16 protein-coding genes are annotated in these 20740 nt (G+C 34.0%); 2 read left to right on the plus strand and 14 right to left on the minus strand.

What is annotated here, in order from left to right; translation table 11 throughout:
• Positions 1–41 precede the first annotated feature (41 nt).
• The 3 genes from IPO86_01125 to IPO86_01135 all read right to left on the minus strand — a co-directional run bounded on the left by IPO86_01125 (position 42) and on the right by IPO86_01135 (position 2887).
• Entirely contained in the window at positions 42–575 is a 534-nt protein-coding gene (locus tag IPO86_01125) for a hypothetical protein (protein ID MBK9726698.1), read from the minus strand.
• A gap of 644 nt (positions 576–1219) precedes the next feature.
• A complete protein-coding gene (locus IPO86_01130) occupies positions 1220–2293 on the minus strand; it encodes a class I fructose-bisphosphate aldolase (protein MBK9726699.1) in 1074 nt (357 codons plus the stop codon).
• Positions 2294–2452: 159 nt separating this feature from the next.
• Positions 2453–2887, minus strand: coding sequence for a DUF4920 domain-containing protein (locus IPO86_01135; protein ID MBK9726700.1), 435 nt, complete (start codon positions 2885–2887; stop codon positions 2453–2455).
• 253 nt (positions 2888–3140) lie between these two features.
• Between IPO86_01135 and IPO86_01140 the strand changes: the two genes are divergently transcribed.
• The gene (locus tag IPO86_01140) at positions 3141–4970 is read left to right on the plus strand and encodes a caspase family protein (protein MBK9726701.1); all 1830 of its coding nucleotides are present in this window, start codon (positions 3141–3143) and stop codon (positions 4968–4970) included.
• Here the strand turns inward: IPO86_01140 and IPO86_01145 are convergent.
• From IPO86_01145 to IPO86_01175, 7 genes are all read right to left on the minus strand, one after another.
• Positions 4967–6028: a DNA/RNA non-specific endonuclease gene (locus tag IPO86_01145; GenBank protein MBK9726702.1), complete on the minus strand. Its 1062-nt coding sequence runs from the start codon at positions 6026–6028 to the stop codon at positions 4967–4969. The genes IPO86_01140 and IPO86_01145 overlap by 4 nt on opposite strands.
• Before the next feature lie 61 nt (positions 6029–6089).
• Positions 6090–6449 (minus strand): protease inhibitor I42 family protein, encoded by a 360-nt coding sequence (locus tag IPO86_01150; protein ID MBK9726703.1) that lies wholly within the window; start codon positions 6447–6449, stop codon positions 6090–6092.
• A 92-nt stretch (positions 6450–6541) separates the two neighbouring features.
• A complete protein-coding gene (locus IPO86_01155) occupies positions 6542–7438 on the minus strand; it encodes a cysteine protease (protein MBK9726704.1) in 897 nt (298 codons plus the stop codon).
• 316 nt (positions 7439–7754) lie between these two features.
• On the minus strand, positions 7755–9551 hold the full coding sequence (locus IPO86_01160; GenBank protein ID MBK9726705.1) for a tetratricopeptide repeat protein: 1797 nt from the start codon (positions 9549–9551) through the stop codon (positions 7755–7757).
• A gap of 303 nt (positions 9552–9854) precedes the next feature.
• Positions 9855–10253, minus strand: a complete 399-nt coding sequence (locus IPO86_01165) for a hypothetical protein (GenBank protein MBK9726706.1) — start codon at positions 10251–10253, stop codon at positions 9855–9857.
• A gap of 13 nt (positions 10254–10266) precedes the next feature.
• Positions 10267–10659 (minus strand): glycine cleavage system protein GcvH, encoded by a 393-nt coding sequence (gene gcvH / locus IPO86_01170; protein ID MBK9726707.1) that lies wholly within the window; start codon positions 10657–10659, stop codon positions 10267–10269.
• A gap of 15 nt (positions 10660–10674) precedes the next feature.
• Entirely contained in the window at positions 10675–11988 is a 1314-nt protein-coding gene (locus tag IPO86_01175) for a citrate (Si)-synthase (protein ID MBK9726708.1), read from the minus strand.
• 180 nt (positions 11989–12168) lie between these two features.
• On the opposite strand from IPO86_01175, the gene IPO86_01180 reads away from it, so the two are divergent.
• Positions 12169–12768, plus strand: coding sequence for a DUF3109 family protein (locus tag IPO86_01180; GenBank protein MBK9726709.1), 600 nt, complete (start codon positions 12169–12171; stop codon positions 12766–12768).
• A 42-nt stretch (positions 12769–12810) separates the two neighbouring features.
• Here IPO86_01180 and metH read toward each other — a convergent pair whose 3' ends face one another.
• From metH to IPO86_01200, 4 genes are all read right to left on the minus strand, one after another.
• On the minus strand, positions 12811–16485 hold the full coding sequence (metH, locus tag IPO86_01185) for a methionine synthase (protein ID MBK9726710.1): 3675 nt from the start codon (positions 16483–16485) through the stop codon (positions 12811–12813).
• A gap of 180 nt (positions 16486–16665) precedes the next feature.
• Positions 16666–17997: a T9SS type A sorting domain-containing protein gene (locus tag IPO86_01190; GenBank protein ID MBK9726711.1), complete on the minus strand. Its 1332-nt coding sequence runs from the start codon at positions 17995–17997 to the stop codon at positions 16666–16668.
• Between the two features lie 113 nt (positions 17998–18110).
• Complete coding sequence (locus IPO86_01195) at positions 18111–18470, minus strand: T9SS type A sorting domain-containing protein (GenBank protein ID MBK9726712.1); 360 nt, start codon at positions 18468–18470, stop codon at positions 18111–18113.
• 194 nt (positions 18471–18664) lie between these two features.
• Complete coding sequence (locus IPO86_01200) at positions 18665–20725, minus strand: M13 family metallopeptidase (protein MBK9726713.1); 2061 nt, start codon at positions 20723–20725, stop codon at positions 18665–18667.
• Positions 20726–20740 lie beyond the last annotated feature (15 nt).

Consider the following 20740-nt stretch of genomic DNA (forward strand, 5'->3'; position numbering starts at 1 on the left):
AAACGCATGGAGACAGAATAATTGAAAGTTTAATTATTTGTTTAAGCTATTTTCGGAGGAGGAACAAGTGGAGCATTGCACATTGAATGATAAAAATGCTGTGGATAAAAGTATTTTAAATCCACTTCCCGGATAGAAATTGTTCCTACTTTATAAAATTCTGAAAAATAGAGGGCTTTAAAAAAATCATAAAGTCGTATTTGATTTTCCTGATTTTTAGGATTGTCTCCCATTGCGGAGGAAACCAATTCATTAAGTTGTCTATTGAGCTTTGTTTCTTCGTGATCCCACCAACACCAGTAATAGGATGTATCTCCCTTAAATTCGGATTCAACGATGTCAAACATTTCGTCTTTGTACTCAAATTCCTTCTCGTGTTCCCATTTTAATTGGGCTTGTTTTTCACGATCCGTAAATTTTAATAGAACCAATTCAGCTTTGTCAATTGCAGCAATCATTTTTCGTTTCACTTCTCTTTTGACTTGTTTTTTTTGTAAATGAAGTGCAACGAATGTTGTTACAACCGGCACTACCAAAATAAAAAACAACAATATGCCAAAAAATGGACGTTTCAAATGATTCGTTTTTATTTACTAAACTTGAGCGATAATGGTTCCTATTAAATTGACAATTTTACAAAACTGGCACAAGATATTGAATTTTGCAGGTATCCATATGCTCTAAATATAACTTGAAAAGATTTTTAAAAATTCAAATCGGAACCTTGCAGTTTCCGCTGACCTATAAGTCATGGCTATCCTTGCCCAAATAAAGGGTCGGTAAGGCCTTTATTGCATGTTGAAATGTACATGGTATCTCCTTCATTCAGTTCATTCCATGGATCGTTGGAATCGATTAATACAAACCTAAATATTTGTTTTTCAGCTAAGCTCGCTTGGACCTTAGGAATCTGTCATTTTTAGCTGTACATAAATATAATTATAAAAATCCGAGGTTCAGCTATAACGCACTGCCCAATTGCATTCATTCGCTATAATGTGCATCTGAATGCACTTGTTGCAGTAGACGAAATCCAATTCTTTCAAGTTTTCTTTTTGCTTATTTGTCTTAATTAGGTGACAATTTTAAGTTTATCTGGAAGCATTCCATGTTTCAAATTATACAACATGAACAGATTATAGGTAGAAATATTTCCATACTTAATTTGAAAAAAGTATTGCAATTTAGACTATCCTACTAAAATAAAATTCAATAAATTTTAGGCAATTGTAACTTTTCGATCTAAATAAACATCTTGAATGGCATTTAATATTTCCATGCCTTCTTTCATTGTTTTTTGGAATGCTTTTCTGCCAGATATTAAACCCATTCCCCCTGCGCGTTTATTAATAACGGCTGTGGTAACTGCTTCATTTAAATCTGTTGCTCCTTTGGATTCACCACCGCTGTTGATAAGGCCAACCCGACCCATATAACAATTTGCAAGCTGGTAGCGGCATAGATCGATTGGATGATCTGAACTTAATTCACTGTACATTTTCGGATTTAATTTTCCATAACTAGAACCGCCCATGTTCAATGCAGAATATCCTCCATTATTAGTTGGAAGTTTCTGTTTAATAATATCTGCCTGTAATGTTACGCCTAAATGATTTGCCTGACCTGTTAAATCGGCTGCATTGTGATAATCAACGCCCTCTTTTTTAAACGCCGCATTCCGAAGATAACACCACAATACAGTGATCATACCTAATTGATGTGCGTGCTCAAATATTTCTGCTATTTCTACTATCTGTCTTGTACTTTCATCAGATCCAAAATAAATAGTAGCTCCAACCCCTACAGCTCCCATGTTCCATGCATCTTCTACCGTGCCAAATAAAATCTGATCTGCTTTATTTGGATAGGACAATAATTCATTATGATTTACTTTAACAATATACGGAATTTTATGAGCATATTTTCTGGAGGTGGATGCTAAGACTCCGAAGGTAGATGCAACTGCATTACAACCACCTTCGATTGCAAGCTTAATAATATTTTCCGGATCAAAATACATCGGATTTGGAGCAAAGGAAGCGCCTGCACTATGCTCGATCCCCTGGTCTACAGGTAAAATAGAAATATATCCTGTACCTCTTAATCTACCATGATCTAAAATGGATTGAAAACTTCTTAAACTTTGATTGCTTCTATTGCTTATAGCCCATGTTTTATCAATAATATTTTTATCTGGAAGGTGAAGTTTTGATTTATCAATAGTTTTACAATGATGTTCCAGATAATACGAAGCCTTATCACCCAAAATCTGTGCTGTAGATAATTTTGCCATATCAGAAACTTTAAATTACAATTTTAAAATTTTAAAAACTATTAAAATAGTACGAACCAAAAGAATATAATCCAGGCTTACTTTTCAATATTGCATGAACTCAGAAGCAACTTCTAAACCTTCTAAATTTCATAGCTTCAAGCCAGAAAATTTAAAAAATTACTTCTTTAAAACTGCAACTCCGTGTGCAAGAAATTTCATTTCTTCCGTTGGTTGCGTGATTTTGGCAATTTCTTCTGCAGATTTGCCTTCATCTTCAGCATAATGTTTTAATTCGTCAACGGGCGTAATTTGTTTGAACGCTTTTCCATCCAAGGTAATTTTACTTCCTGACAAATCCTTTGGCACAAAAAATCCATAGTCCTTAAATTTTACAAATAATCCTGTACTGTCATCAGGAGTTTGACTCAATACCATCCAACAACCTTTAACCTGGCAAACGCCAGTCACATATCCAGTAACCTTTGTTAAAATACTATCCTTTGTTTTAAGGGCTTCTAATGCTTCATTTACAGAAATTGACCCTTCCGTCTGAATTGTATCACCATAATACGCTGTGACACCATTGCTTGATTCGGCAACAACAGTTTCCATTTTTTTATCTGTTTTACAGGATGTCCAAAAAAGGAAAGCAAATCCAAATGCGAAATATTTCATATTAACAAAATTTTAGATGCGCAAAGATACTAATCCTGCTTGGTTCTGTGTTTGCTTTCAAAGAAAGGTATTAAAAGATAAAAAAAAAATACTTTGTCATTTTTATATTATATATTTGTTTAATGTATAATATTCTTAAAATTAGCCTTATCGATATAAAATTACAATGTATCAACCACAATTATTGAATATGAAAGGCTTTATTGTTCTACTTATTTTGGCAGCCTTCCAGCAAATCTCCTTTTGTCAAGGATGTAGTAAAGGCAATTGTATCACTGGATTTGGAACCTATCATTACTCAAATGGTGGTCGGTACACCGGTGAATTTAAAGGAGGAAGAAAAGATGGAAAAGGAATTTATTATTATGCTAATGAAAATAAATATTTAGGGGAGTGGAAAAATGACTTCAGAACGGGGGAAGGCAAACTTAATTTTAGAAACGGGGATGTATATACTGGTAGTTTTCGATTGGATAAAATGGAAGGGCAAGGAATGATGGATTTCGCAAGTAAAGATCGATATACAGGATCCTGGAAAAACAATAAACCCAATGGAAAAGGAAGCTATTATTTTTCGACTGGCGAACGATATGAAGGAGAATTTCTAGATGCCCGATTCCATGGAGAAGGAACCTTATACTATAAAAACGGATCCACTTATAAAGGCCATTGGAAACAGAGTAAAAAAGATGGTTATGGTGAATTTAAAGATATTCGTGGAAAAATCGTAGCAGCTCAATGGAGTCAGGATAAATTGATCAAAACTTTAGATGAAACACTTGCTACCAAAAATGAAGAAGAGCATAACAAGAGCCTTACAGAAAATCAAATTTCCACAGAATCAAAAGATTCCATATTTCAAAATGAAAAACCAACAACAAATCCAGCGGAGCAAAAACCCACTGTAAATGAACATACCGTTGTAGAAACAAAAAAAGAAGAGGTTTTAACAAACCCTGAGAAATTAATAATTTGTACACCAGACGAAATAAATCTTCCGAATTGTAACACTACACATTGCGCTTCTGGAAAAGGAGTATTTACCTATAGAGATGGTTCTAAATTTATTGGCGAATTTAAAGATGGTCAACCGAAAGGAAAAGGAATTTGCTATTATGCAAATGGAGATCGCTATGAAGGAATTTGGGAACATCATGCTCCACATGGTGAAGGCACGATGTATTTTGCATCCGGACTTACCTATGGTGCAATCTGGGATAATGGTAAATCTAAAAAAGAATTATTTCGTAAAAAAGAATTTGTATTTGATACAAGCATCCATGTAGATTCTAATCCTGAAGTTAAAATCTGGGCTGTAATTGTAGGCATTGCGCGGTATGAACATATGCCTTCTTTAAAATATTCTGATGATGATGCCTATAAAATTTATGCTTTTTTAAAAAGTCCGGAAGGCGGCGCATTAAAAGATGAACAAATTCGAATCTTAATTGATGAAGATGCTACAAGAAATAATATCTTACAAGGTATGAATCAAATATTCATGAAAGCGGATGAAAATGATGTGATCATGATGTATTATTCCGGACATGGATTAGAGGGAACTTTTATTCCAATAGATTATGATGGAAAATCTAATATCCTTCAACATGAAGATGTCAAAGAAATTCTAAACCGCTCCAAAGCCAAACATAAAGTTTGCTATGTAGATGCCTGTTATTCTGGAAGCCTTTTGGCCGCTAAAGGTCCATTCTCAAATTCACTTTTATATTTTTATGATGAATTGGAAAAAACAGCTGGAGGAACTGCATTTTTAATGTCCTCAAAAAATAAAGAATTTTCATTAGAAGATGGTGGTTTAAGGCAGGGTGTTTTTTCTCATTTTCTGATTAAAGGATTAAAAGGGGAGGCCGATCTAAACAAAAATAAAACAGTGAGCATAAAAGAACTTTTTAATTATGTCTATTTTAATGTTAGACAATACACCGGAAATGTACAAAGCCCTATGATTGCTGGTAATTATAATGAAAATATGCCTGTTGGTTTTATACGTGAAGATTAAATAACCAATCCTTCCAATTCAAATTTTGGATTCCAACGAGGAATGCAAACAGCTCCCTTTGTTTTTAAACCAGATCCATTTCGCTTAGATTTTGTTGTTTTCGATTCCACTTTGGGAGCAATTTCAGGATCTGGTAATTTTCTTCTAACTCCATCTATTGCCACTGCCTGGGGGTTCTTAAAGGGTCTAATCACATTTGGCCAATCGAATTTTAAGCCACTTAATTTTTCAATTTCTTCTAGTCTTACCTGATATGTTTTTCCATCTTTAAAAACTAAATGTTCAAAAATATCATCGTCTTTTAAAAGACACAATACTTTTGTATTTACAAGGAATGGTTTTTTGATAATCGCATCTTCTATTAAAAAGGCTTCCTGACTTTGTATAAAACCTACAGCATAAACTTTTTTATCATTCTTCTTCCAAACAACTACTTTCCAAAATAAACTTGGAATTTTAATATCCGATCCATTTATTTGTGTTACAAAAATACCATCTGTATCAGATAATACAGGTCCTGTAAAAACACTGACTCTCAGATCCTGTGAATCTGCTCCGGTATGCAAAATATTAGCTTCTAAATCTGCCCAAATTTCCTGATTTAATTTTTCATGTTGGGGTGCACAATTTGGAAACCAAAAGGTATGAACACCTGCTTTAATGCTGAGTTCTTTTTCACCCCATTCCGGATCTTCTCTCCGCACTAAATGGCCCCTGTCAAATTTACTATTTTCAGCATTATAAAGCCTATCGCCCAATTGATCATCCATAGTAATTCTAGGATCCTCATTCCAGGTCCCTTTTCGACTATTATCTTGCCAACATGTTCCATCAATATTTACAGATGTAAAATAAGCAAGTTTCCTGCTTTTACACATGACCGCCGAATAATGAATATAATTAATCCGATATTTTCCTTTTTGAAATTTAAGTAAATCCTTTCTCTGCTTTGCAGATAACTTTGGCAATGCTATTAAATAATTACTTCCTAAAAATCTCGAATTATATCCACCATCTGTTTCTGGTTGCTTTTTAATTCTTGCAGCTTTTGTTACCACAGATAAATACTTTACAATTTATAATGAATCAGAAAAAATTATTTATAAATAATTAAACACATCAATTTACGATGATCGTATATTCCTTTTGCTCTATAGCTTGGTTTTCCCAGGATCTTTTTAATTGTAATACCAATTTTGAATTTCCTTTCTTTTTACCAGTTAATTTGACTTCAAGATTTTGCTTACCGCCAACCACTAAAGAATCTTTCTTAGAATTCCTGGCATCCATAGCAACCTGAACGACTTCTGTATGATTATTAAATAATTCCCACTGATAACCAGTACCTGCGGATTGCTCAAGTTGAATAATATGTATCTGACCAATCTTTAAATGGATTTCATTCATAGGCACATTTTCGCGACAAGCAATTATAAATAATAAACATAAAGCCAGATTGGTTAAAATATATTTTTTCATATTACAAATATAGGAAACAGAAGTAGACACTGGTTTAAGCAAATGCACAAAATATATAAATTAAATGCTTCTGGCTTTGTCTAAACCAATTTCTAGAATGCTCCAGTATCAAACCATCCTGCTTTTACAAGTGACCAGATATCTTCTGCAAGTCGATTTTCAATATACTTATAAGGGAACCATCCATAACCTCCATCCCCCCAACCTGTGCCCCAAGAGTTGCGAATTAAAAGTGCACCGGTAGTTTTTGAACCATCATCTGTATTTATAATTACTTTTTTATCATCATATCCTATTGCAATAATTGCATGACCACCCACTACGGAATCTGTTATTTTTGGATATGGAATGCAACCCCCATTACTGCTTGATTGATCTAATGCACTCTGATAACAGGTAAAACCAAACATACTTGGTAAGCCTGCTGCCAAATAAGATTTCATATTTGCTAAAGCTGCAGTACCGGTGGTTGTGCCTGAGTCCAGACGATAGTATTTAATTCCTTTATAATTTTGGGCAAAGGAGTAACAAAAAGCAGAAGGTTCCTCTTCAAATTTAGAAATTACATAAGGATGATATTTTTCCGGAGGGGCGCCAAATCCGGCAATAGCTTGCATTGTTGTGCGTAAATAAGCACCCGTGTCTCCCTTCCATAGCAGTAATTTCCTGGTTACTTTATATAAAAATAAACGGGATGCATCAATATGTTTTCCATATGCACGTTGTTCAAAATATTCTAATAAGCCAATTCCAGCATGCGCAGTACAGGAACCTAAACTTTTTTGGTCTTCTATAGGTGAACAAAAACTTCTTAAATCAACAGAAGTTGGAGTTTTTACTGGTTTTGCTTTGGCTTTTTTTATTCCTGTCTCATGAAAGTTATCAACTTTCAAAAGCTCGTTAGAAATAATTGCACTATCTGGTGTAAAATCTCGTAAATCCGGGCGATCTGGTATCCAACCCATACCTAAAACTTGAGTATCCATGATGTATAATTTTTTGGTTAAGAAATAAATTTAAAGAAAATAGCTCGATGGAAAATATTGAAACAAATGAAATTTTCTAAATTATCACCGCTTCGGATACAAAGTTCAGGAAATAAATATAATCAGAATGCACGAATGTGATTTGGAAAAACTTATATAATTTAAAATATAATGTTTAGTGATTTGATTTTCTTAGTAATATTCCAATAAAACGCTAAATGATCTGAATCCTTTTTTCTATTAAATGGTCCTAAAGTAGTATAGACGAGGAATGTATGCTATGCAAAATTTACATTCCAGAATATCATTCTAAAAAAAATTATTGCAATTTGTCTCCTCTTAATATACGAAATCGTTTACGAGCTTCTACTGCTAAAACGCTATTACTGAATTCCATAAATAATTTTTCATAGAGTTCTTTCGCTTTTTCCTTATTATTTAATTGATAATCATAGATCTGTGCAAGTTCGTATAAAGCGTTATCAGCACGGATTTCTTCTTTGTGTTTTTCTAAAATCAATTCATATTTTTTAATAGCAGCCTCCGTTTGCTTTTTATGATTATAAATTTTCGCTTCTAAAAACCAAACATCATCTTCCAGAAATTTAATCTCAGGATCTGTAAACGGAATTTGATTTAATTTATATAAAGCTGAATCATATTGATTTTGAAATACTTTTAATTCTGCTTGTGAATACATACTTAAAGATTCTCCTGTAGTATCCTGATTTAAATTGTCCTGAATAAAAACTGATAAATCAATTGCATCATTAGAAATAAGTCGACTTGTTGCCCTTTTTAAAATATCAAACTGCTCTTGAGCCCATTGAAAATCACCTGCAAAATAAGAAAGTCTTGCATTTTTAAAACGAGCCAATTCACCTAATTCATCTTCTTTAAAATCTTTATCCACTTGAGAATACAAAAGCGTTGCTTCCCAACGTTCTCCGGTAATTAAATAATAATCTCCAAGATCTAGTTTTGCTTTAGCTTTCGTATGGGGTTCTACAAAATTACTTTTCACCAATTCTAACAGAAGATTTATAGCTTTATCCAAATTATTTAGATAGCGCGCTTCCAATTCAGCATATTCTATAACTAATGGCGCGGATAAATAATTTTTACCAAACTCATCTTTGTATTTTTGATAATCTGTCTCCAGTGCTACAAGGTCTGCTTGTTTATAATCATTGCGTTCAATAATTAATTGTCTTCTGAATGCCAATACTTGTCGGCAAGCTTCATGATAAAATGAACCAGAAACCCCTTTTTCCCGAATGTAATTTAAGGCATCAATTGCGGTATGCAGATCATTATCTGCTGCAGCTGCCATTGCAAGATTAAAAATGCGGTTTCCATTTTCATTCAATTTTCGATCTAGCGCTTTCGCTTGTCTAAATGCATTACCATACTCTTTAACTTGCACTAAAGACCACATTAAGAGTTCTGCAAATGGAATGGATTCTGGATTTTTATCGAGTCGTTGATAAATTTGAGCCTGTAAGATTTTATATTGTTCTGGTGTTAAATAAGCGATTAATAAATTTTGAATTCCTTGCACCTGAACAGATTGATTTTCCAGCCCATCTAAAAAATACTTCATCATCGTTTCCAGATCCCCTTTACGTCTATAGAGATCTGCAAGATTATAGGTAAAAAAGGTCTGAGACTTCATTAGTTTTTCCCCTTTTTCATAAGTCTTTATTGCAAGATCGTATCGTGTAATCTGAATAAAGGCATTTGCCAATCTGTGAATGATGGAAACATCGGCCGTAAGTTTATCGACTGCATCTAAAAATTGCTTTTCAGCCTTGTCTGGATCATTTCTGCGAATTAACAAATTTCCATAGGTGACATATAATTGTACCTCTTTAGGTTTTCTATTAATTTCTTTACGAACGATGTCTTCGCATTCTGAAAATTGTTTTAAGGCCATTAGACAATCCACATAACGGTTAAAAAAATTATCGTTATTAGGGTTTTTCTGATACATTGACTGATACAAGGTTGCAGCTTTCTCATATTCCCCATCATTATAGTATTGTTGGGCAAGTCTGGGATCCTGACTATAGATCAGAGAACTATAAAAACACAATAGAAAAAGCAATTTTCTCATAAGCATTAAACGAATAGGAGGTAAAATTAGTTTAATTTAAGAGAAGCATATAAACATTCGTATTTATACCTGGGTTTGATTTATACTTAAATCCCCATGATACAATCTCAACTTTAAATGAATTGAAAATAAATCTGAATTGGAACCTATTGTATAATCCAGCGAATAGCCTGACAAAACGAATGCCGTTTTTCAATTTCCTATAATTAAAAATGGTTGCTGGAATCTAAATGTGTTACCAGAATTAGCAGTATTAAAAATAAGCAATCCGATAAAATAATTCTAAAAATTAGGTTTAGGAAGCTAAATCTTGTCGATTAATTTTCTTAAACCTGACCCTAAAAATGGATCTAAAATAAAGAAGCCAAATAATATACCGAATCCATTCGCTATAATATCTAAAACATCAAATTGTCTTCCCTGAAGGCTTAAATATTGAAGTCCTTCTAAGCTGATGCCTAGAAAAAGGAGCCAAAAACCTATCGATATATACTGTACCGTCTTAAATTTAAGTAGCTGATATTTTCTAAAACACCAGCTAGCAGCACCATAAAACAAAAGATGTCCGATTTTATCTAAGGCTAAAAAGTCAAGCCAACTTAATGTCTGCATACTTTTACCTGGCAATAGCGATAAAACAATGATAGACAAAACGACAAGCCAGCCAAATAACAAGAAATGATTTGGCTTAAAAACTAACATAGCATTGAAAATACTAGTGGCCTATAAGTTCTTTGTAACTTTTAGAATCTAATAGATGGTTTAATTCTTCAGCATTTAGAATCTCAATTTTAACGATCCAACCCTTTCCATAAGGATCTGAATTAATTAAAGTAGGATCATTACCAGATTTTTCATCTAATAGCGGATTAAATTCAAGGATTTTACCGGTGACTGGCATAAAGAGATCAGAGGTTGTTTTTACTGCTTCTACAGTACCGAAGATGTCATCTTTTGCAACTTCATCTCCAACAGTTTCAACTTCGACATAAACCAGATCACCCAATTCTGATTGAGCAAATTCAGTAATTCCAATAGTGGCATTCATTCCTTCTACAAGAATCCACTCATGTTCTTTTGTATACTTAAGTTGGTCAGGAAAATTCATAAGGCGAATATCGTTTTAATTGTTTGAATGTGCTAAAAAGCTTTTAATTTCTTCAGTAGTTAATGATTTTGGCCTTTCCAAAGGCAAATTATAGGCCCGATCCCAGCATAACTGCGCTAAGACACCTAATGCTCTGGAAACCCCAAACATTACAGTATAAAAATTATGTTCTTTTAAACCATAGTGCTCTAATAAGGCACCGGAATGAGCATCAACATTAGGCCAAGGATTTTTTACTTTGCCAAGACTTTCTAAAATTGGAGGAACCACTTCAAAAACATTCCAAACAATTTGAACCATGTCATCTTCTTTACAATGCTTTTCAGCGAAATCCTTTTGTGCTAAAAATCGAGGATCTGGTTTTCTTAAAACTGCATGGCCATAACCTGGAACTACGACTCCATTGCTCAAGGTTGTTTTTACATAATCTGCAATCTGATCTTTAGTCGGTGTCCTGGTACCTAGATCCCGGATCATATCATAAATCCAATCCATGACCTCTTGATTCGCCAATCCATGAAGCGGCCCCGCAAGGGCATTCATACCTGCAGCTAAAGAAAGATATGCATCACTCAAGGTTGATCCAACAAGATGCACTGTATGTGCTGATGCATTTCCACCTTCGTGATCTGCATGTATTGTCATATAAAGTCTCATTAAATCCCGAAACGCAGGATCATTTTTACCCAACATATGGGCAAAATTAGCACTCCAATCAAGACTTGGGTCAGACTCAATATGCTCGTTATTATAAAAGGTTTTACGATAGATATATGCAGCGACCAAAGGAAGTTTTGCAATGAGATTCATACAATCTTCATACATAATTTCCCAATAATTGGCTTTCACCATCCCATTTTCGTATTCATGTGCAAATACACTTTCAGACTGCATTGCCATAATCGCAATGCTAAATTGAGTCATTGGGTGTGTCCTGGAATCTAAATGGTCTAATAGGTCATAATCTTTAGGAGTCAATATGCCTCGGCGTTGCCATTCATTGCTTAACCAAATTACGTCTTCTTCTGTAGGTAAACTACCCGTTAACATGAGCCAAAACAGACCTTCCGGAAGCGGTTCGGTAGCGCCATTAATTTTTGGCAACTGTTCTCTTAAGTCGGGAATGCTAAAACCTCTGAAACGGATACCTTCTGTTGAATCTAAAGAAGATGTTTCCCAGATCATACTTTGGATTCCTCGCATACCCCCGTAAACCTGCTCAATCTGGACACTATCTATAATTTTAGTGCCATATGACTTGACCAGTGTTTTGATCTCCTCTACCGAGGAACTGAATCTCGATTTAAAAAGTGTCTTTAATCTATCCATGTACTTTCTGTCTGAAACTATCCTTTCAAAAAACAAAGCGCAAAAGTATAATGTTTTTAAAGAATTAAAAGAAAAAGATGATTCTTAACATTAATTTCATAAAATGCCTATTTTAAAATGCATAGACAATTCTTTTAATAATAATAAGTCCACCTGAATTCTCTGTTTTAGCTTTGTGCCATGTTTATTATAGATAACGTTTTGATTAGTGATGATGTTTTAGAATCCAATTTTATTTGTGCTTTAGATAAATGTAAAGGAGCTTGTTGCTATGAAGGTGATTTTGGTGCCCCGATTACAAATGATGAAAAAGATAAACTGGACTCTATTTATCATCAGGTAAAAGCATATTTATCTCCAAAAAGCATCCTTGAAATTGAAAAAAATGGCAACTCCGCATATTATCGTGAAATGAAATCCTTTGGAACTACCCTTATGCCTGATGGCGCCTGTGTCTATATGAATAAGGATGAACATGGGATTGCCGCTTGTGGAATCGAACAAGCATATAAAGCAGGAGCTACTGATTTTCAAAAACCAATCTCCTGTCATTTATATCCTATCCGGGTGAAAGAAAACAAAGCACAAGGATTTACGGCTCTGAATTATGATCAATGGGATATCTGTAAAGCGGCTTGCAGTTTAGGGGAATCTGAAAAGTTACCACTTTTTCGATTTGTTAAGGATGCTCTAATCCGAAGGTTTGGACTTAGCTTTTATGAAGAGTTGGAAGCATTGTACAAACATTTATTACTCCAAAAGAAAAATCCCAATATTTAGTTTTACAAAACTTGTTTAAAACATGGATGATTTATCCTGATCTTATCCCAGGACGGGTCCCAACCATTTTTTCATTGTGCTAAGGTCCCAGTTTTTGCGTTGACGATAGTCTTCAGCCTGATCCTGAGAAATTTCACTGATGGCAAAATATTTTGATTCTGGATGTGAAAAATACCAACCACTGACTGCTGCCGTGGGATACATAGCTTTACTTTCAGTCAAAATAATTCCCGTATTTTGTTCAACTTCTAACAAGCTCCATAGCAGATCTTTTTCTGTATGATCCGGACATGCCGGATATCCTGGAGCCGGACGAATTCCAACATATTTTTCTGAAATTAAATCTACATTAGACATTTTTTCATCGACTGCGTAAGCCCAAATTTCCGTTCTAACTTTTTCATGCAAATATTCCGCAAGTGCTTCCGCAAAACGATCTGCAATTGCTTTTACCAGGATCGCATGATAATCATCTAAAGCGGTTTCATATTCTTTAACTAATGCATCAACACCAAATCCTGTACATACTGCAAACGCTCCAATATAATCTAATTTATTACTTTCGACCGGAGCAATATAATCTGACAAACAAAAGTTTGGTTGATTTGCTGCTTTCTTTATTTGTTGACGCAATTGATGAAGTATCATTTTTTCAGTACCATCCTTTTCATATACCAGAATATCATCCATTTTTGAATTCGCAGGAAAAATACCAATGACTGCTTTTGCAGTTAATAAATTTCTATTGATGATATCATCTATTAATAAATTAGCATCCTGATATAACTTCTTGGCTTCAATACCAACAATTTCATCTTCCAGTATCTGCGGAAACTTGCCTGCTAATTCCCAACTTTGAAAGAAGGGAGTCCAATCAATATATTTTCTTAAAATGCTAAAATCTATAGAATCAAAAACCTGAATTCCAGTTTGTAATGGAATAGGTGGTGCATAATTTGTCCAATCTATTTTAACTTTATTGTTTCTTGCTTCGTGAATTGATAAAAACTCTTTGAAATTTTGACGCTGTTGTCGAAGTATCCGCGTTCGCTCATAATCCTCCCGAATTGCTTGTACATAATTTGCTCGTTGATCACCTTCTTCACTTAATAAATTACTAACAACGGTGACTGCACGAGAAGCATCTAATACGTGAATTACTGGCTGATTGTATTCAGGTTCTATTTTTAATGCGGTATGCAATTTAGAGGTAGTGGCTCCTCCGATCAATAAAGGTAGCATCATATTGCGCTTTTTCATTTCACTTGCAACATGAACCATTTCGTCTAAAGATGGTGTAATTAAACCACTTAATCCAATCACATCTGCATTGATTGCAATCGCATGATCCAAAATTTTATCACAGGAAACCATGACTCCTAAATCTGTAATTTCATAATTATTACAAGCTAAAACTACACCTACTATATTCTTTCCAATATCATGAACATCTCCTTTTACAGTTGCTAATAGAATTTTACCTTTTGCTTTTGCTGCTTGTGATTTATCTTCTTCCAAATATGGGGTGAGATATGCAACAGCTTGTTTCATAACCCGTGCACTTTTCACAACCTGAGGCAAAAACATTTTACCTGCACCAAATAAATCTCCAACTTCATTCATACCATCCATCAACGGACCTTCAATGACGTGTAAAGGTTTTGCAAATTCTAATCTCGCTTCTTCAGTATCTGCAAGTATAAACTCTGTAATACCTTTTACTAAAGCATGTTTTAATCGGTCAGTAACAGATTTAGTTCTCCATTCTTCTTGTATAATATCTCCTTTATCCTTTACTTTTTGTTTAACATTTTCAGCATAATCCGTTAAACGCTCTGTTGCATCTATTCTTCTATTAAATAATACATCTTCAACTAAGGCTAATAAATCTTTTGGAATTTCATCATAAATTTCCATTTGGCCAGCATTGACTATGCCCATATCCATTCCAGCCTGGATTGCATGAAACAAAAAAGCGGAATGCATAGCTTGCCGTACCGTTTCATTCCCTCTAAATGAAAAGGAGAGATTACTTACGCCTCCACTAATTTTTGCATATGGACATTGAATTTTAATTTGTCGTACCGCTTCAATAAAATTAATTGCATAATTATTGTGCTCTTCAATTCCTGTTGCTACGGCAAAAATATTTGGATCAAAAATGATATCTGCTGGTTGAAATCCAATTTTATGAATTAATAAATCATAGGCTCTTTTACAAATTTCAACTTTTCGCTGAATGGTATCTGCCTGACCCAATTCATCAAAAGCCATTACTACCACTGCGGCTCCATATTTTCGTACTTTTTTTGCTTGCTCTAGAAATTTTTCTTCCCCTTCTTTTAATGAAATCGAATTTACAATGGATTTTCCTTGTAGACATTTTAGTCCTTCTTCTATCACTTGCCACTTCGAAGAATCAACCATTACTGGCACTTTCACAATATCTGGTTCAGAACTGATTAGGTTTACAAACTCCTTCATCGCTTTCGCCCCATCCAATAAACCTTCGTCCATGTTAATATCAATAATTTGTGCTCCAGCTTCTACTTGTTGTCGGGCAACTGAAAGTGCATCATCATACTTATTATTGAGAATTAACTGAGCAAATTTTTTAGAACCTGTTACATTCGTGCGCTCTCCAATATTCACAAAATTAAGTTCAGGTCGAAAAATCAATGGTTCTAAGCCAGATAACATAGTTAGCATTGGATTTTGAGGTATCGCTCGTGGTTTTGCTCCTTCCATAGCTTCAACCATTAAGCGTATATGTTCCGGGGTGGTACCACAACATCCTCCAATAATATTTACAAACCCTTCTTTTACAAAATCTGCCATAAAGGCTTTCATTTCTAAAGCAGTTTGATCGTATTCACCCAATTCATTTGGCAAGCCGGCATTTGGATAAGCACTCACTCTGCAACTTGCAATTTTGCTTAAGGATTCCAAATGTGGTTTCATTTCCTTCGCTCCTAATGCGCAATTCAAACCGATAGAAAACAAAGGAAGATGCGTCATCGAAATATAAAATGCCTCGACTGTTTGGCCAGAAAGAGTTCTACCACTAGCATCTGTTATCGTTCCAGATATCATAAGTGGAAGTTTAAATCCTATTTCTTCAAATAATTCTTCAATTGCAAAAAGTGCAGCTTTGGCATTTAGGGTATCGAATATTGTTTCTACTAATAATATGTCTGCTCCACCTTCTACTAAACCTTTTGCCTGCGTATAATAAGCATCTTTTAACTGATCAAATGAAATGGCTCTAAAGCCTGGTCGGTTAACATCCGGACTTAAACTAGCGGTTCGATTTGTTGGACCTAAAGCTCCCGCTACAAAGCGCTTAGTTCCAGGATGCTCCCGCATAAATTCTTCAACTACTTGCTTTGCAATTTTTGCAGATTCGTAATTGATGGCATATGCCCAATCTTCTAATTGATAATCTGCTTGTGAAATAACCGTTGCGCTAAACGTATTGGTTTCTATAATATCTGAACCGGCTTCTAAATATGCTAAATGAATTTCCTTGATAATATCAGGACGGGTAATAGATAGCAAATCATTATTTCCCTTCAAATCTTTTGGATGATTCAATAAAAGTTCATTCCGAAAATCTGCTTCACTGAGTTTATATCGTTGGATCATGGTACCCATTGCCCCATCGAGGACAAGGATCCGTTTGGATGCTATGGATTCTAGTGTTGTTAAAATGCTCATGAAAAAACAAAGGTATATACATACTGATCAAATGTCCAAATTGTTACAGCAATATATCCATCTTATTAATTTTTTCTGCGCAAGCATTTCCATTTCTTTAACAAATCAAACAATTAAAATAATTGCATAATTTCCCAGAGATCCAAATTGTTTAAAAAGATTCCAAACAACTGAATCAAATTAAAGAAAAAGAAGTTTTCTGTAAAAAATAGTTCCACCGGAACTCGTCACTTGTATTATATAAATACCAGAAGTTAAATTGCATCTTTCAATACGAGTAACTGAAGTTAAACTTCCAATCTGAACCAAAACTCCTTTTGCATCATATAAACGATAGGAATCAAATTGGTTTGCATTAATAATAAAATGAGATGAAACTGGATTTGGATAAATCCGAAGGTATTCTTCAGTATAAGCATTGTCATTTGAAACTACAATTTCTTCTGTGATAGCAGTTGCATTCATAAATGCTCGATTCAGTGTATTATTTACATTTCTCATTCCCAATCGCACACTTCCTTTGGCAGCTAAGGAAGCTGTAAAAAAATCTACTATTAAATTCATTTTTTCTTTCGCCCTTAATGTTATCCGCGTACTATCAACGGATGTAGGATAACATACATCCAAACAAATACTGGAAGACCAATCAACCGGCATATTGTTCACTAATCGTTTTACATCAATAGAAACCGGAACATTGGAAGTGTTTTGTATAATGCCAGAGACATACATAGTAGAATTCACTTCTCCTTTAATTAGCGTATCTGTACTCATCATAAAGCTAAATTCTCCAACATCATTTGGAATTGAATCACAGGAATTTAAAGGATCAAAATATTTTTTTAGCTCACATAAAATATTATCAGGTTCACGATCAAACCAAGCATGTTTGATTCTTACGATTCCGGTAGCATCAATTAAGGTAGCATTATTTGGCGCCGGACCAAAATGAAGCCACCATTCATTACAAGGGCCGTCAATAAAAACCGGAACTTCCAAGTTATAGGCATTAAGAAGATCTTCAACAATTTTCAAGCGATCCGCATAAATTACTGGTTGACGATACAAAATCCCATCTTTTTGATTCACTGCACCTGTGTTTACTTTTCCGAAATATGGGCTAATATCCTTATCTGGATGTGCTTCCACTGTATAGATTACAATAATTTCAAGTTGATCTTTATAAAGTCTTTGCAATTCATTTATAACTGGAATCTTTCCTCTGAATATTGGACAGGTATAACTGGATGAAATTAACAAGACTGGTTTTCCGGTTTTTAAGAATTCCGATAAACGCCAAGGCTCACTGTCCTTATTATATAAATTAAAATCATGCACGGTATCACCCATATGATAACCGCTATCTGTAAAACTTCCCAGATAATTTGGAATAGGACAAATCAAATCATTTGACTGTGGAAGCTGATTTAGTCCTATAAATGGTTTAAGTTGTGCTTTAGGCTGAATACAAAGAAGTGCGCATGCAAAAACGACAATAAAAACTGATTTCATCTTCTGTATTTAAATTTTGAATTAAAAATAGTTAGATTCTATGAAATCTTCTTAAAAAAATATCTGCCTTATTAAACAAGTCTTGTATTCTTGCAAGGAACTCAATTCAAAAATTAATTAAAAATAATTTTCCGATAGTAAATATCCCCATTTGAATTTGCCAATTTCAAAAAATAAATACCAGCGGGAATATTTTTCTTTTCAATCGTCTCTGTTTCATCAATCCAACCTCTCTTATAAATAATACCTTTTTCATCAAATAAAATATATTGATTGTATGTTGAAGATTTTATTTTCAAATAGCTTACAGCCGGTTGAGGATACACTATCACATCTACTGTTTTATTAAAACCTTGATATACCGTTGCAATATTATTAATGGAAGCAGCACCCGTTAAAATATTAAATTGATTTTGAGCATGGATTTCAATATCCATCAATTTTAAGAACAAAACAAAAAATAATGTACGCATGATTCTGGATTTAATAATTGGACCTTGCCAAAGATTAAAAGTTTAAACAAAATAAAATTTAAATTAAACCCAGATCAAACAGCCTGAAGAGTGCTAAATATTCATTCAGAATAAATTACATATTTCTAGAAAAAATAGTAGAAGACTTTAAAACTCTATTTTATAGTATAATACAGGAGAAGCAAAAGCGGTATTTACCAAATTTTCACACGATCTTCTTCCTTTACAAACATTTTATCTGATGCTTGAATCTGAAAAGCATCATACCATTCAGGAACATTCACGATTGGTCCATTAATTCTTAAAAAGGGAGGGGCGTGGACATCGATCTTTACCCGTAATGCAATCATTTCGTCACGCATGTGTCCGAGCCATGAAATTGACCAACCAAAAAAATACCGCTGCAAAGGTGTATATCCACCTATTGAAATTTGATCTTGATATTGTTTTGTTTTTTTAAAAGCATCTAATCCTACCAGAATTCCTCCAAGGTCTGCAATATTTTCTCCTTGTGTAGCATCCCCATTAATATAAAGAGAATCCAATACAACAAAATTATTGAACTGAGTTACAATTTTACTACAGCGTTGTTTGAATTGATTTTTATCTGTTTCTGTCCACCAATCCTGTAAATTTCCACTTGCATCAAATTGGCTGCCTTGATCATCAAATGCATGTGTTAATTCATGTCCAACTGTTGAACCACCAGCATATGCATATAAAATGGCATCGTCTACTTGATCTTCTGGAATACCTGGAACAATAAATGCAGCCGCTGGTAAAACAATTTCATTATTCGATGGATTGTAATATGCATTATACGTTTGAGGTGTCATTTCCCATTCCAATTTATCCACAGGTTTAAATAATTTAGCGATAGCATATTCACGAAGCCATATATTTCCGTGTTTAACATTATTAAAATAAGATGCTTTGGATATGTTAAAACTTGAATAATCTTTCCACTTATCCGGATACCCGACTTTCTTTGTAATTGCATTTAATTTAGCAAGCGCTTTCTGTTTTGTACTGTCCTGCATCCATTCCAAATTTTTAATTCGATCCCTATAAGCGTATACTATATCTTCTACCAATTTCTCATGTCTGGCTTTTAATTCAGGAGAATAATATTTTTTAATATACAATTGTCCAAGTGCATCTCCTAAATAGGATTCTTGCTCTTGAAGCACCCGCTTCCATCTGGGCTTTTGCTTTTCTTTACCATTTAGTATTTTACCATAAAATTGAAAATGCTCAGAAGCAACTGCCTCATTTAGGTAATCCGCATATTTATGCACTAAATGCCACCGCAAATAGATTTTCCAATTTGACAGCGATTCCTTTTTTAAAATTGAATTTAATTGTTTAAAAAATTCTGGCTGTCCTACAATAATAGAATCCACTTTTTGTATCCCACTGGAAGTAAAATATAAATCCCAGTTAATTGTTGAATAGTTATTCTGAATTTCTTTCAATGAAAACTTATGATAATTTTTATAAGGATCTCTTAAATCTGCTAATTTTCGGGAAGCACTTGCCAATGCATTTTCTATACTCATTACAATGCTGCTATTTGTCACTGCCACTGCATCCGAATCTCCTAACAAACGAAACATATTCTGAAGATGCACTTTATACGCTTCCCGAATATTTGTTGTTCTCGTATCATTTTCTAAATAATAATCCCGAGATGGCAATCCAATACCTCCTTGACTGAAATGCAATTTATAATGGCTACTCGATTTTTCGTCCTGGTAAATTCCTGCATCAAATAAAATCGGAACACCAATGGAATGCAAGTAAGCTATCTGTTTAATAAATTGACTCATATCCTTAATAGAATCTATATGATTCAAGTCTTCACTTAATGGACTTATTCCTAAATTCTCAATTTGAAATGTATCCATACCAGATAACCAAAAATCACCAATCTTCTGAATCGCGCTTCCTGCTGTTGCATTGGATTGTATAGCCTCTTCATTTATTTTTCGAATCCGGCCCAAGATTTCTGCAGGAATGACTTGAAAAACACCCCAGGACGATTCATCTTCAGGTATTGGATTTCTTTTTAACCAATTTCCTGTTGAGAATTTATTAAAATCATATCCTGGCTTTATGCTTGAATCTACTAATGTTGTAAGATAATTTGTAGAATCCATTGCCTCTTTATTTTGATTTTGATGATTACACGAAAATCCAAAAATAAATGATAGGGATAGAAAGACTATCCAACATAACTTGTGTTTAATTTGCATTCAAGAATTTATAAG

The organism is Saprospiraceae bacterium, assembly GCA_016717265.1.
Classification (GTDB): domain Bacteria; phylum Bacteroidota; class Bacteroidia; order Chitinophagales; family Saprospiraceae; genus Vicinibacter.

Bases quoted from the DNA above. Each gene is read 5' to 3' on its own strand.
- IPO86_01160 (MBK9726705.1), bottom strand. From the start codon at position 9,551: ATGAGAAAATTGCTTTTTCTATTGTGTTTTTATAGTTCTCTGATCTAT.
- IPO86_01175 (MBK9726708.1), bottom strand. From the start codon at position 11,988: ATGGATAGATTAAAGACACTTTTTAAATCGAGATTCAGTTCCTCGGTA.
- metH (MBK9726710.1), bottom strand. From the start codon at position 16,485: ATGAGCATTTTAACAACACTAGAATCCATAGCATCCAAACGGATCCTT.
- IPO86_01135 (MBK9726700.1), bottom strand. From the start codon at position 2,887: ATGGAAACTGTTGTTGCCGAATCAAGCAATGGTGTCACAGCGTATTAT.
- IPO86_01190 (MBK9726711.1), bottom strand. From the start codon at position 17,997: ATGAAATCAGTTTTTATTGTCGTTTTTGCATGCGCACTTCTTTGTATT.
- IPO86_01130 (MBK9726699.1), bottom strand. From the start codon at position 2,293: ATGGCAAAATTATCTACAGCACAGATTTTGGGTGATAAGGCTTCGTAT.
- IPO86_01165 (MBK9726706.1), bottom strand. From the start codon at position 10,253: ATGTTAGTTTTTAAGCCAAATCATTTCTTGTTATTTGGCTGGCTTGTC.
- IPO86_01180 (MBK9726709.1), top strand. From the start codon at position 12,169: ATGTTTATTATAGATAACGTTTTGATTAGTGATGATGTTTTAGAATCC.
- IPO86_01200 (MBK9726713.1), bottom strand. From the start codon at position 20,725: ATGCAAATTAAACACAAGTTATGTTGGATAGTCTTTCTATCCCTATCA.
- gcvH (MBK9726707.1), bottom strand. From the start codon at position 10,659: ATGAATTTTCCTGACCAACTTAAGTATACAAAAGAACATGAGTGGATT.
- IPO86_01195 (MBK9726712.1), bottom strand. From the start codon at position 18,470: ATGCGTACATTATTTTTTGTTTTGTTCTTAAAATTGATGGATATTGAA.
- IPO86_01150 (MBK9726703.1), bottom strand. From the start codon at position 6,449: ATGAAAAAATATATTTTAACCAATCTGGCTTTATGTTTATTATTTATA.
- IPO86_01140 (MBK9726701.1), top strand. From the start codon at position 3,141: ATGAAAGGCTTTATTGTTCTACTTATTTTGGCAGCCTTCCAGCAAATC.